Below are 13,645 nucleotides of genomic sequence, written 5' to 3'. Positions count from 1 at the left end.
TTTTCCAGATAACTTGCCTGCTGATCTTTTGGCTACACTATATTTCCTGCGGATGATCGAGTCGATAACCCACACCTCGAACATTGATCAACATTTGCTGCAATCCATGCTCCTCTAATTTTTTTCTTAATTTACTGACATGACTATCTACAGTACGCTCCAAAGCGTCACTATCGGGTAAGCAGTGATTTAGCAACTCACTACGAGTAAATACTTTATGAGGATGATCAATCATTTGCAGTAAGATTTTATATTCAGTTAAGGTTAAATTTAGCATCACTTTTTTATGCTGCTGATGAATATAAACACTATGAATATCGGTATTAATTTCAATATTTTTATAACTTAGATTTCTATTAAGTACCTGCTGACTCTGCTGTGTTCGTCGCAGTACTGCTTGAACGCGAGCCACAACTTCATTCGGATTAAAAGGTTTGACTACAAAATCATCCGCACCAATTCTTAATGCCATGACCTTATCAATTTCCTGATCCAATGCCGTAAGCATAATGACGGGGGTTTGCGCCTTTTGACGAATTTTACTGAGGACGTCCCAGCCATTCAGTTCAGGCAATTTTATATCCAACACAATGAGATCAATTGTTTGTGCGGCATGGATTTCAATCGCCTGTTTACCATTCATTGCCCGAATAACACTCATCCCTTCACGCTTGAGATAGTGCTCAATAATATCGCCAATATCATACTCATCCTCTACCACAAGAATAAGTTTGTCGTGACAATCGAAAGAAAAGGAATGCTCAAACATAACGATCCAGATCAATAAAACAATCGATTCATCATACGCTGATTTATCTGTATATCTCCACACTTTTTCCACACTTCCCCGATGTTGGTTACACAAAGCTGGAAAATAATGTCAGCATCAAAAACTCCCAAGGTTTGGACAGAATGCAAAAGCATCTATTACTTCCACTATTTTTATCCATCGGGCTTGTATTACAGGGCTGTGGTTCTGATGAGGCAAAGCCAGCTGAAACGCCCCCTGCAAAAGTGAGTGTTTTAAATCTTCAACCTCAAGCGGTGAACTTTAGCGAAAACTTGCCAGCACGTGTACAGGCTTTCAGAACTGCTGAGATTCGCCCTCAGGTCGGCGGTATTATTGAAAAAGTGTTATTCCGACAAGGCAGTGAAGTCAAAGCTGGCCAAGCGCTATATAAAATTAACGCTGAAACCTTCCAAGCGGATGTGAACAGTAATCGCGCCTCACTGAATAAGGCTGAGGCTGAAGTGGTACGTTTAAAAGTTCAGTTAGAACGCTATGAACAACTATTGCCAAGCAATGCGATCAGTAAACAAGAAGTCAGTAATGCCCAAGCCGAATATCGTCAGGCCTTAGCCGATGTTGCCCAGATGAAAGCGCTACTTACCCGTCAAAACTTGAATCTGCAATATGCCACGGTACGTGCCCCGATCTCGGGTCGTATTGGACAATCTTTTGTGACCGAAGGTGCATTGGTCAGCCAAGGTGATGCCAATACCATGGCAACTGTACAACAGATCGACAAGGTTTATGTTGATGTAAAACAGTCGATTGGTGAATATGAACGATTACAGGCTGCGCTACAAAGTGGTGAACTATCTGCCAATAATGAAAAAACGGTACGTATTTCAAATAGCCATGGTCAAGCGTATAACGTCACCGCCAAAATGCTATTTGAAGACATTAATGTCGATCCAGAAACTGGCGATGTCACCATTCGGATCGAAGTTCAAAACCCTGAAAGAAAGTTACTTCCAGGTATGTACGTACGTGTGAATATTGACCGTGCTTCTGTTCCACAAGCTCTATTGATTCCAGCACAAGCGGTACAACGCAACATCAATGGCGAGCCACAAGTGTATGTGATCAATAGTAAAGGTGCAGCAGAGATTCGCCCAATTGAGTTGGGGCAACAGTATGATCAGTTCTATATCGCCAATAAAGGCCTTAAAACAGGCGATAAAGTGGTTGTAGAAGGTATTGATCGTATTCAGCCGAATCAAAAACTTGAAATCAGCAACTGGAAAGTCCCTGCAATACAAGGAGCTCAATGATGATGTCACAATTCTTCATTCGCCGCCCTGTGTTTGCCTGGGTGATTGCGATTTTCATTATTTTATTTGGGCTACTGAGTATTCCCAAATTACCGATTGCCCGCTTCCCAAGTGTGGCGCCACCTCAAGTCAACATTAGCGCGGTATATCCAGGAGCGACTCCAAAGACGATCAATGACAGCGTTGTGACTTTGATCGAACGAGAATTATCTGGGGTTAAAAACCTGCTTTACTATAGCGCGACTACGGATACCTCTGGTACGGCTCAGATTTCTGCGACCTTTAAACCGGGTACCGATGTTGAAATGGCACAGGTCGATGTACAAAACAAGATCAAGGCTGTTGAAGCACGTCTACCTCAAGTGGTTCGCCAGCAAGGTTTACAGGTTGAAGCTTCGTCATCAGGCTTCCTGATGTTGGTTGGAATCAACTCACCGAATGGGCAATATTCTGAAGTTGACTTGAGTGATTATCTGGTCCGTAACGTGGTCGAAGAACTGAAACGTGTTGAAGGCGTAGGTAAAGTTCAATCCTTCGGTGCAGAAAAAGCCATGCGTATCTGGGTTGACCCAAACAAACTGGTGTCTTACGGTCTGTCGATTAGTGATGTCAATAATGCGATCCGCGAAAATAACGTCGAGATCGCACCCGGTCGACTCGGTGATCTACCAGCAGTCAAAGGTCAATTAATCACGATCCCCTTGTCTGCTGAAGGTCAGTTGGGTGATGTTGAACAATTTAAAAATATCAGTCTCAAAAGTAAGACCAGTGGTAGTGTCATTAAACTATCTGACGTTGCCAATGTAGAAATGGGTTCACAGGCCTATAACTTTGCGATTTTAGAAGATGGCAAACCTGCAACGGCTGCTGCGATTCAGCTCAGTCCGGGTGCCAATGCGGTGAAAACAGCTGAAGGTGTCAGAGCAAAAATTGAAGAATTAAAACTCAATTTACCTGAAGGCATGCAATTCAGCATTCCTTATGACACTGCACCTTTCGTTAAAATTTCAATCGAAAAAGTAATTCATACCTTACTTGAAGCCATGGTTCTAGTGTTCATTGTGATGTATTTATTCTTGCATAATGTTCGCTATACCTTAATTCCAGCCATTGTTGCACCGATTGCGCTATTGGGTACCTTTGCAGTCATGCTGCTTGCAGGCTTCTCGATTAACGTACTGACCATGTTTGGTATGGTACTCGCCATCGGGATTATCGTCGATGATGCGATTGTGGTGGTGGAAAATGTCGAACGGATTATGGCAACTGAAGGCCTGCCACCGAAAGAAGCTACCTCCAAGGCGATGAAGGAAATCACCAGCCCGATTATAGGTATTACCTTGGTCTTGGCCGCAGTATTCTTACCGATGGCATTTGCCAGTGGTTCGGTTGGTATTATCTATCAACAATTTACCTTAACCATGTCAGTGTCCATTCTGTTCTCAGCATTATTAGCATTGATTTTGACCCCTGCACTATGTGCCACCATCCTCAAACCGATTGATGGACATCATCAAAAGAAAGGTTTCTTTGCATGGTTTGACCGTAGCTTCGATAAAGTCACTAAAAAGTATGAATTGATTCTGCTGAAAGTGATCAAACATAGCATTCCAATGATGGCGATTTTTGTGGTCATTACAGGCCTTACCTTTGCAGGCATGAAGTATTGGCCTACAGCATTTATGCCTGAGGAAGATCAAGGCTGGTTCCTGACTTCGTTCCAGTTACCTTCTGATGCCACTGCCGAAAGAACACGAAGCGTGGTCAATGAGTTTGAAAACAGTCTAAAAGACAATCCGGATGTCAAAAGTAACACTACCATTATGGGCTGGGGTTTCAGTGGTGCAGGTCAAAACGTAGGTATTGCCTTTACCACGCTCAAAGATTTTAAAGAGCGTACGTCAAGTGCAAGCGAAATGACCAATGCTGTCAATGAAACGATGGCACATAGTAAAGAAGGCGCAACCATGGCTGTGCTTCCGCCTGCCATTGATGAACTTGGGACTTTTTCAGGTTTCAGCTTACGCTTACAAGACCGTGCCAACTTAGGGATGCCTGCACTTTTAGCTGCACAAGACCAGTTAATGGAAATGGCAGCCAAGAATAAAAAGTTCTATATGGTCTGGAATGAGGGTCTACCGCAAGGTGACAATATTTCTTTAAAAATTGACCGTGCAAAATTGAATGTTCTTGGTGTGAAGTTCGCAGATGTTTCTGACATCATTTCTACTTCAATGGGTTCTATGTATATCAATGACTTCCCAAATCAGGGACGTATGCAACAAGTCATTGTACAGGTCGATGCCAAGTCACGGATGCAATTAAAAGATATTCTGAATCTGAAAGTCATGGGTTCAAATGGTCAATTGGTCTCGCTATCTGAAGTGGTCACACCGCAATGGAATAAAGCACCACAGCAATATAACCGCTATAACGGTCGCCCATCGTTGAGTATTGCAGGTATCCCAAACTTTGATACTTCATCAGGTGATGCGATGCGTGAAATGGAGAACCTGATTGCCAAATTGCCAAAAGGCATCGGCTATGAATGGACAGGTATTTCCTTGCAGGAAAAACAGTCTGAGTCACAAATGGCGTTCTTACTTGCACTCTCTATGCTGGTGGTATTCCTTGTTTTGGCTGCACTTTATGAAAGTTGGGCAATTCCGCTTTCGGTGATGCTAGTTGTACCTTTGGGTATCTTTGGTGCGGTGGTTGCGATTATGTCTCGAGGCTTGATGAATGATGTGTTCTTTAAAATTGGCCTGATTACCATTATTGGTTTATCCGCCAAGAACGCGATTCTGATTGTCGAATTTGCCAAGATGCTGAAAGAAGAAGGCATGAGTTTAGTCGAGGCTACCGTTGCTGCAGCTAAACTTCGTTTACGCCCGATTTTGATGACTTCGCTGGCCTTTACCTGTGGTGTGATTCCATTGGTGATCGCTTCTGGTGCCAGTTCGGAAACACAGCATGCCTTAGGTACAGGTGTATTTGGTGGCATGATTTCAGCGACAATTTTGGCAATCTTCTTTGTACCCGTGTTCTTCATTTTCATTCTGGGTGCAGTTGAAAAGCTGTTTTCTTCGAAGCAAAAAAATCCATCTTAACTGACATTGAGCAGAGGGAATCGAATGATTTTCTCTGACTCCTCCTCTGTATTTATCCTTATCTTATTTGGAGAAGACCATGTCTAATGTGACTGTCTTATCTCGTGGCCTGTTTGTCTCTACGCTTTCAATGGCCTTGACAGCGTGTATGAATATGCAGGCACCAAAACCTGTGATTAAATCCGATATTCCACAAAATTTTTCTCAAACCACAGTTGGAACTTCGATTGCCAACCAGGGTTATCAACAATTTTTTTCTGACTCACGTTTATTAAAAGTGATCGAAATCAGTTTAAATCACAATCGTGATTTACGTACTGCAACACTGAATATCCAACGTACACAACAACAATATCAAATCAGCAAGAATGACCAGTTACCGACCATCGGAGCAACTGGCAGTGCCGTACGACAAGTCAACCCTACTGTAAATCCAAATAATCCTTATTCCACCTTTCAGGTAGGACTTGGCGTAACTGCTTATGAGTTAGACTTTTGGGGCCGTGTACAAAGTTTAAAAGACGCAGCGCTGAATAATTACCTCGCCACCCAAAGTGCCAGAGATGCCACTCAAATTAGTTTAGTGAGTCAGGTCAGCCAAGCATGGTTGAATTATGCCTATGCAAAGGCCAATTTAAATCTGGCTGAGCAGACCTTAAAAGCACAACTCGATTCCTATAACCTCAACAAAAAACGCTTTGATGTCGGGATTGACAGTGAAGTTCCTTTACGTCAGGCGCAGATTTCGGTTGAAACAGCCCGAAATGATGTCGCGACTTATAAGACCCAAGTGTCACAAGCACAAAACCTACTGGATCTATTGGCTGGTCAAGCTGTTCCTCAAAATCTCCTGCCGAATCAAGCCGTGAAAAATATCAGTGCTGAAAGTAGTTTTGCAACGGGCTTAAGCAGTGATTTACTCAATCATCGTCCAGACCTAAAAGCTGCTGAATATCAGCTGCTTGCTGCTGGTGCAAATATTGGTGCAGCGAAAGCACGCATGTTCCCGACCATCAGTCTGACAGGTTCAGCGGGATATGCATCGACAGATCTCAAAGATTTATTTAAATCAGGGGGATTCTCTTGGTCAGTTGGGCCAAGTATTGATCTTCCAATCTTTGACTGGGGAACGCGTAAAGCCAATATTAAAATTTCTGAAACAGAGCAAAAAATTGCAGTTGCCGACTATGAAAAAGCCATTCAATCCGCTTTTCGAGAGGTTAATGATGCCCTTGCTGCCCGTGCCCATATTGAAGATCGCTTGAGTGCTCAACGCCGTTTGGTTTCAGCAACCGATACCACTTATAAATTATCTACGGCTCGCTTTAGAGCAGGCATTGACAGTTATCTGACCGTGTTGGATGCGCAACGTTCTGCTTATGCAGCTCAGCAAGGTCTATTGATGCTGGAACAAACCAAGTTAAATAATCAGATCGAACTCTATAAAGCTTTAGGTGGTGGATTATCTCGGGCTTCATAAACGCTTAAGTCGATTATTTGGGCTGATTTTTACAGACTCAGCCCTTATAGTATTTGGGTTTAAATGAGAAAATAACCATTGATCTATGTTTACACTTTCGATTACACCCAGATTTTATGAAACCGATGCTTTCGGACATATCAACAATACTGTCATCACAGGTTGGTTTGAAACTGCGCGTGAACCGGTTTTCCGCCTATTTAACCCAAGCATGGAAATCAAAAATCTGCCTTTGATTCTGGCACGGGTTGAAGTCGATTTTGTTGCCCAAATCTATTACGGCGCTGATATCGAAATCAAAACTTGGATTGAACAGATTGGAAATTCTTCATTCATCGTTGCGCATGAAGCTTGGCAAAATGATCACTGTGTGGCGCGTGGCAAAGCGGTTCAGGTGTATTTTGATTTCAGCACGCAAAAATCAGGTCGTATCCCAGATCAATTCCGTGTTCAGTTACAACAATACCTAATTAGCCAATAAATATTTCCCGCTGAAATAAACGTATTCATTTCAGCGGATCAAGCTTACTCGCCTAAATCTTCGAGAAAATCAAAGGTTGGAACGAAGAATAAGCTGCCTGAAACTGCGGTACTAAAATCGAGTAAACGATCGATATGCCCCGTTTCCTTGCCCAAGAACATATTCTCCAGCATGGTTTTGGTGATATTAAAAGAACGTGAATATCCGATAAAGAACGTGCCATATTCTCCTTCTGTTGGATTGGAAAATGGCATATTGGCTCTTAAGATTTTAAGCTCGTTCCCATCCGCATCATGTGCCTTACTTGCGACATTATGTGCGCTTTGTGGTTTGACATCATCGCCAAGCTCGACGTCATCATATTTCTTTCGACCAATCACCTTTTCTTGTTCTTCAGTGCTTAGGCCCTTCCACATTTCCATGTTATGTAAATACTTTTGAATAAACACATAACTACCGCCCAGAAACTCGGCATCTTCTTGACCGACATAAGCAATCTCTTTGGCAATTTCATGCTCAGGGTTCTCAGTCCCATCCACAAAGCCAATAATCGCGCGACCATCAAAGTATCTAAAACCCTTGGTCTCACTAATTGGATAGGTATCCTCTTTTAATTGCTCATGCAAAATTGAGGCAAGTTCATAACAAATTGCCATTTGATTGGCACGAATATGAAAGAATAAATCACCTGTTGTCGCGACCGCAGTATGTCTTGGCCCTTTGATCTCTTGAAATGGTGTCAATTCTTTCGGTTTATTTAGATCAGGGAAAAGTAAATCCCAAGCATTTGAGCCGATCCCCACCGAAGCACTGAAATTGCTGTTCGGAAAACGATTGGTCAGGCTGCGGACTAAGGCTGAAAAATTGGCGAGAAAATCAATCACCCCTGAATGATCTGGGTTGGTGTTGATGCCAAGTACGATAAATAAAGCATTTTCACCTGAAAGATTGTTGATCACAGGTTGAGGTCTTAAAGGTGTATTCATAATATTTGGGAATAAAAAAACTTAATGCTCATATCCTACACAAATCAATGCATTAGAGATCAAGCAAATCACAAATTTTTACTATTATTGCGTGTATAAAACAAAGCTATCTCCACGGCAAAAACTGGCCAAGGTCAGATTTAACTGTTTTGCCATCTCAATCGCCATACTGGTCGGTGCAGAAATTGTCGCCAATAGTCCAATATTGTATTGTGCGCATTTGCGAATCAGCTCATAACTGGCACGGCTGGTCATCACCACAAAACCCTCCGAAACATTCAACTTTTGCTCTGCCAGATGGCCGAGTAATTTATCTAAGGCATTGTGTCGCCCGACATCCTCAAAGAGCGCCACAATTTGTCCTTTCACCACCCAAGCCGCAGCATGTGCGCCACCGGTTAATTCACTAATTTTTTGTCTGGCTTTCAGTTGAGCAATGGCACTTGGAATTTGATTAAGCCACACAGATGGAACTTTACTACTGACCAACGGCAGCTCGGAATAGAGTTGTTTTAAACTCTCAATCCCACATAAACCACAGCCTGTACGTCCCACCATGATTCTGCGATGCTCTTTGAGCGCCATAAATGCACGAGAGGAAATCGTCATATCGACTTCAACCCCTAATGTATTGTGACGAATCTCAAGTGAATATAGCTCGCTTAGACTATGTAATATCCCTTCCGACAGGCTAAAACCTTTGGCAAATACCTCAAGGTCTGACGGTGTTGCCATCATCACGGCATGGGAAATTCCATTGTAAATCAGTGCAACAGGATACTCCTGAACAATATAATCCATTTCATTTTCAGAACTATCCTGATGAAAACGATGCACTTGCACCGTTTCATAGCCACGTGTTTTGGTATCCAAAATTGACCTCTTCGCTATCCGTGCAACTATGCGCCACTCACGCGTTCATTGGCGTGTTCAGGATCAACTGCAATCGCTAAGTTAAAATGTTCAGGTGCCTGACCCGCATGCAGGATTACAGGGATGCTTTTTGATGCCGGAATTTTGGCGTATTTATCATGACTGCCCAATGCTACCAATGGATTGGTTTCAGGATAATAAGCCGCCAGACTGCCTTGCGGGATGTTATAAGGCACGATACGGAAACTATGGACAATCCGTTTAACCCCATCCGAGAAGACACTTTCGATATCGACCCATTGATCAGCCTCAAAGCCTGCTGCATCAATATCTGCTTGATTCATAAATAACACTCGACGTTGCCCGAATACACCGCGATAGCGGTCGTCCAAACCATATAATGTAGTGTTGTATTGATCATGCGAACGTGTCGTCATCAATGTATAAACTTGTTGCTCACTATAAGCTGCGGCATACTGATTTTCTTTGTCTTCATATACTTCGGCCAATGGCGTCATCAAAAATTGTGCTTTGCCACTTGGTGTATTCCAGACATGCTGATTGGCAGGATGTTCTAAATGAAAACCACTCGGTTGATAGACCCGTTGATTGAAGTCATGAAACTCATCAAAAACATCGGCAATCGAATCACGAATACGGTCATAACTTTCAACATACCAACGCCATTTCACTTTACTGTCAGGTAAAGCTGCTTCTGCCATACGCGCTACAATATCGGGTTCAGATAAGATATTTTCAGAGATCGGTGGATTTCGTCCTGCTGAAAGATGCACATTACTCATCGAATCTTCTACTGAAATCGCTTGTGGTCCATGCACTTGCATATCCACTTCGGTACGTCCCAGACAAGGTAACATCAATGCATCCTGACCACACACCAGATGGCTACGATTCAACTTGGTGGTGATATTGACGGTTAAATTACAACGGCGTAAAGCTTCTTGGGTATAAGGTGTATCAGGCGTTGCGACCGCAAAATTACCGCCTAGACCAATAAAGACTTTTACATCGCCTTCGTACATCGCCTTGATGGTATCGACCACGCCAAAACCATGTTTACGCGGTGATTTAATTCCAAATACACGATCAATACTATCCAGCATTTTGTCACTTGGGTTTTCATTGATGCCCATGGTACGGTCACCTTGCACATTACTATGGCCACGTACTGGGCACAAACCTGCACCCGGGCGACCAATATGACCACGCGCCAGCATCAGATTCGCCAGCATATGAATATTGGCGGTGCCATGACGATGCTGAGTGATTCCCATCCCCCAACAGAAAATAGCCGTTTTTGCCTCTAGATACATCTTGGCAATTGATTCTAAATGCTCAGGTGAAAGCCCAGTATGTTTATGAATTTCAGACCAAGTAGTACGTTCAATCTCCGCCAACATTTCATCGAAACCCATAGTATTCATTTCAATAAAACTACGATCGAAAACGCTATGTTTCCCATTGGCAAGAGCCTTTTTATCCCACTCCAATAAATGTTTCATCACCCCGAACATCAGCGCATAGTCACCGCCAATTTTTGGTTGAAAATAGTAACGGCTGATTGGCGTACTGCCATTGGTCATCATTTCCAAAGGGGCTTGCGGATCTTGGAAGCGCTCTAAACCACGTTCTTTGATTGGATTAATCGCAACAATATTGCCTCCACGTCTGGACACCTCTCTCAAGGTTGCCAACATGCGAGGATGGTTGGTGCCTGGATTGTGGCCAAAACTAAATATGGCATCAGCCTGATCAAAGTCATCCAAAATAACCGTACCTTTGCCCAAGCCAATCGCATCTTTTAAACCGACACTGGTGGTTTCATGGCACATATTGGAACAGTCAGGAAAGTTATTGGTTCCAAAGCTTCTGACAAAAAGCTGGTATAAAAAAGCCGCTTCATTACTGGCACGACCAGAAGTATAGAATGCGGCTTGGTCAGGATGATCAAGCGCTTGTAAATGTTTGGCAATCAGTTGAAATGCATCATCCCAAGAAATCGGAACATATTTATCCGTGACGGGGTCATAGCGCATTGGATCGGTTAAACGTCCAAGGTCTTCCAAATAAAAATCACTCTGCTCGGATAACCAGCTAACCGTATGTTGGGCAAAAAATTCAGGCGTAACCGTCTTACTGGTGGCTTCAAATGCAACGGCTTTGGCACCGTTCTCGCAAAAGTTAAAGGCATGTGCATCCTTTTTCTCAGGCCATGCACAACCAGGACAATCAAAACCTGTTGGCTGATTGATATTGAGTAATGTGATTGAACCTTTTTTGAGGATATCTTGACGTTTGAGATTGCGTGCAACACTCAGTAATGCTCCCCAGCCACCTGCGGGCTGAGTATAAGGCTCAATTCTCGCGTAGCCATTATTCTCTTGCTTATGAATGGTTTGTTCTGAGTTATCCATTAGACTGCCCTCGTCTGAGCTATTTTTTCATTTATCACTCAGCTAGGATTAACATGATTTTTGCTTCTTTTCTATTCCTGATTTGTCTCATGGCATTAAATGTTCAGTAAAAAATAAAGCCCAGTTGAACTAGGCTTTATTCATCATTTGGTAAAAATAGCGACCCTTACTCGCCAGCTAAAGCACATTCAAAGTTGGCTTTATCCACTGAACAACGTGCTTTCTTTAATACAGACATCATGCCCGCATCGTAAATACCACGTTGAGTCAGTTCAATACGACCATCACGCATCATTTTTTGGTATTTCAATTTATCTTCTGGGGTTAAGTTCATTTTATATTTTGCAGGAATTTCAGCTTCCAAACGCTTAATCGTTGCAAATATTTTTGGCAATTGTTTTACCGACCAATCACGGGATTTTTGCCCAAAACCTGCGGGAAATTTCTCAGGACGGATCACTAGATTTGCAGTCACTTGTAATACAGGAAAATTATACATGACGCCATTGGTGCCTAAACCTTTGCTTAACTCCAAAGGTTTATATGCATAAGCTGGCGCGCCAATCATATCCACCTGACCATTGTTAAACTTAGCAGCAAAGTTGGAAATATCGGAAAGCACCGCTTGTGCGCCAACACGTTGTACAATCAGTTTTTGTGCATCGTCATACCCCAATACCGCAAACTTTTTACCTGCTGCTTTTTCTATTGAGTTAATGCTTTTATCGCGGACAAAGATATAAGCTGAGCCTAGTGGAGAAATGCCGACCACTTCATATTTATTACCACCCAAATTGGTGGTCATTTTCGCTGCATTACGAGGGTCAGATACGAAGGTAATGGCACGTTTCGCGATCTCATCACTCGGTACGCCACCTAAAGAATCAATTGAACCTACAAATTTATTATATGGACGGGCACGCATTGACGTCATTGCCACGCCAGCACATTTCCCTGCTTTAAAATTATTATCTGCCACCTGTTCATCGGTGATCGCCAAAAGGTTAATATCTGCGCCCCAGCCTTTGGCTGCCAGTGCCCAGTCTTGCATCATTTTATAAGCCTCACCAGACTTACCTAAAATATCAAAAACACAAACGTCAATCGCTGCTTGGGTCGAAGCAGAGACACTAAAAATTGAAGTTGTTGCGATAGCAAGTGCGATTTTTTTCATATTTTCTTCCTTCTACAAACTTGATGTTTGTTTTCCTCATAAGACACTCAATGTGTCTTTTATGTATAACGAATCCATATCATCGTTATTTTTATACTGAATTATAAAAAATTATAATTACAGTCCCTATTTTAAGGCTTGAACAGCAGGTGAACGTGCCAAATAATCTAAAGCTTGTTGCGTGTTTCCTTCCGTTTCTGGATGAAACTTCGGAGAAATCCAACGGATCGTTGCTTGAGTTAAAAACGTTAATGTTGGTCCATTGTCTGTCGCTTTGGCTTGTTTGTTATAGGTAGACAAAATGCCAAATAAGCTCTTATTCGCGATCTTTTTTACAGCTGGATCTGGATCTTGCTTACCTAAGTGTCGACCAACGTCTGCCAATACATAAATAAAAATCGGAAAAACCAAGGCCATCAAGAACTGGCGATAAAGATAAAAAAGAATCGGGTTAGGTAGCATTTCTTTAAATAAATCAAATGCAACACAACGATGCTCGACTTCTTCTGCCAAATGCCAACGGAACATATCGGCAATGACAGGATCAGCTTTGTCCCATGATTTATTGTCCATGCACCATTGTCCGAGTACGCCAGTAAAATGCTCAATAGCAGCAACCACACCCACTCGTGTAATTAACCAGAAATGCTCTAATGGCTTAACCTCTAATTGTTTAATGCCTAAAGGGCTTTCGCCTAACAAAATACCGAAGATCCAGTTAATTTTTTTAAACGCGGGGTCCAAATCATAATCATGCTGTTTCAGAAATTCCTGTGCCCCTTGATGTGCTCGTGCATGGGTTGCTTCTTGGCGAATGAAACCTTTGACGTCATCCATGAGAATCGGATCTTTTACATAAGGTAAAGCCTTGTTATATACACGACAGAACCAAAACTCACCTGCTGGTAAGATTAAATTAATCCCATTGATCAGATGAGAACACACTGGATCATTTGGAATCCATTGCACAGGAGAGTTAGAAAAATCAAACTTTACAGGTCGTGCAACCAGTTTATGATGATGAGTAATCGCATTCATATTGACCTCA

The 13,645-nt window shown here is 42.5% G+C and carries 10 protein-coding genes; 4 read left to right on the top strand and 6 right to left on the bottom strand.

The window, feature by feature from the left end; all coding sequences use genetic code 11:
* Positions 1-37: 37 nt before the first annotated feature.
* Entirely contained in the window at positions 38-769 is a 732-nt protein-coding gene (gene adeR, locus MMO42_RS16270; protein WP_241321362.1) for an efflux system response regulator transcription factor AdeR, read from the bottom strand.
* Positions 770-912: 143 nt separating this feature from the next.
* On the opposite strand from adeR, the gene MMO42_RS16265 reads away from it, so the two are divergent.
* The 4 genes from MMO42_RS16265 (at position 913) to MMO42_RS16250 (ending at position 7,129) form a co-directional block, all read left to right on the top strand.
* Complete coding sequence (locus MMO42_RS16265; RefSeq protein ID WP_241321329.1) at positions 913-2,058, top strand: AdeA/AdeI family multidrug efflux RND transporter periplasmic adaptor subunit; 1,146 nt, start codon at positions 913-915, stop codon at positions 2,056-2,058.
* Complete coding sequence (gene adeB, locus MMO42_RS16260; RefSeq protein ID WP_241321361.1) at positions 2,058-5,168, top strand: multidrug efflux RND transporter permease subunit AdeB; 3,111 nt, start codon at positions 2,058-2,060, stop codon at positions 5,166-5,168. Before MMO42_RS16265 ends, adeB begins: the two co-directional genes overlap by 1 nt.
* A 79-nt stretch (positions 5,169-5,247) precedes the next feature.
* Positions 5,248-6,648 (top strand): AdeC/AdeK/OprM family multidrug efflux complex outer membrane factor, encoded by a 1,401-nt coding sequence (gene adeC / locus MMO42_RS16255; RefSeq protein WP_241321328.1) that lies wholly within the window; start codon positions 5,248-5,250, stop codon positions 6,646-6,648.
* Positions 6,649-6,733: 85 nt separating this feature from the next.
* Positions 6,734-7,129 (top strand): thioesterase family protein, encoded by a 396-nt coding sequence (locus MMO42_RS16250; RefSeq protein ID WP_241321327.1) that lies wholly within the window; start codon positions 6,734-6,736, stop codon positions 7,127-7,129.
* A gap of 44 nt (positions 7,130-7,173) precedes the next feature.
* On the opposite strand, the gene MMO42_RS16245 is transcribed toward MMO42_RS16250, so the two are convergent.
* The 5 genes from MMO42_RS16245 to MMO42_RS16225 form a co-directional block, all read right to left on the bottom strand.
* Positions 7,174-8,115: a Dyp-type peroxidase gene (locus tag MMO42_RS16245; protein WP_241321326.1), complete on the bottom strand. Its 942-nt coding sequence runs from the start codon at positions 8,113-8,115 to the stop codon at positions 7,174-7,176.
* A gap of 84 nt (positions 8,116-8,199) precedes the next feature.
* The gene (gene fdhD / locus MMO42_RS16240; RefSeq protein ID WP_241321325.1) at positions 8,200-8,988 is read right to left on the bottom strand and encodes a formate dehydrogenase accessory sulfurtransferase FdhD; all 789 of its coding nucleotides are present in this window, start codon (positions 8,986-8,988) and stop codon (positions 8,200-8,202) included.
* Positions 8,989-9,014: 26 nt separating this feature from the next.
* Entirely contained in the window at positions 9,015-11,423 is a 2,409-nt protein-coding gene (locus MMO42_RS16235; RefSeq protein ID WP_241321324.1) for an FdhF/YdeP family oxidoreductase, read from the bottom strand.
* Between the two features lie 166 nt (positions 11,424-11,589).
* Positions 11,590-12,597: a putative solute-binding protein gene (locus MMO42_RS16230; RefSeq protein WP_241321323.1), complete on the bottom strand. Its 1,008-nt coding sequence runs from the start codon at positions 12,595-12,597 to the stop codon at positions 11,590-11,592.
* 126 nt (positions 12,598-12,723) lie between these two features.
* Positions 12,724-13,635, bottom strand: coding sequence for a metal-dependent hydrolase (locus tag MMO42_RS16225; RefSeq protein WP_241321322.1), 912 nt, complete (start codon positions 13,633-13,635; stop codon positions 12,724-12,726).
* Positions 13,636-13,645 lie beyond the last annotated feature (10 nt).

It is taken from the genome of Acinetobacter sp. ANC 3882 (genome assembly GCF_022549545.1).
Classification (GTDB): domain Bacteria; phylum Pseudomonadota; class Gammaproteobacteria; order Pseudomonadales; family Moraxellaceae; genus Acinetobacter.
Note: the sequence above shows the minus strand (reverse complement) of the source record. Positions and strands in the feature narration are given on the sequence as shown.

Bases quoted from the DNA above. Each gene is read 5' to 3' on its own strand.
- MMO42_RS16225 (WP_241321322.1), bottom strand. From the start codon at position 13,635: ATGAATGCGATTACTCATCATCATAAACTGGTTGCACGACCTGTAAAG.
- MMO42_RS16230 (WP_241321323.1), bottom strand. From the start codon at position 12,597: ATGAAAAAAATCGCACTTGCTATCGCAACAACTTCAATTTTTAGTGTC.
- adeB (WP_241321361.1), top strand. From the start codon at position 2,058: ATGATGTCACAATTCTTCATTCGCCGCCCTGTGTTTGCCTGGGTGATT.
- MMO42_RS16250 (WP_241321327.1), top strand. From the start codon at position 6,734: ATGTTTACACTTTCGATTACACCCAGATTTTATGAAACCGATGCTTTC.
- adeR (WP_241321362.1), bottom strand. From the start codon at position 769: ATGTTTGAGCATTCCTTTTCTTTCGATTGTCACGACAAACTTATTCTT.
- adeC (WP_241321328.1), top strand. From the start codon at position 5,248: ATGTCTAATGTGACTGTCTTATCTCGTGGCCTGTTTGTCTCTACGCTT.
- MMO42_RS16235 (WP_241321324.1), bottom strand. From the start codon at position 11,423: ATGGATAACTCAGAACAAACCATTCATAAGCAAGAGAATAATGGCTAC.
- MMO42_RS16265 (WP_241321329.1), top strand. From the start codon at position 913: ATGCAAAAGCATCTATTACTTCCACTATTTTTATCCATCGGGCTTGTA.
- MMO42_RS16245 (WP_241321326.1), bottom strand. From the start codon at position 8,115: ATGAATACACCTTTAAGACCTCAACCTGTGATCAACAATCTTTCAGGT.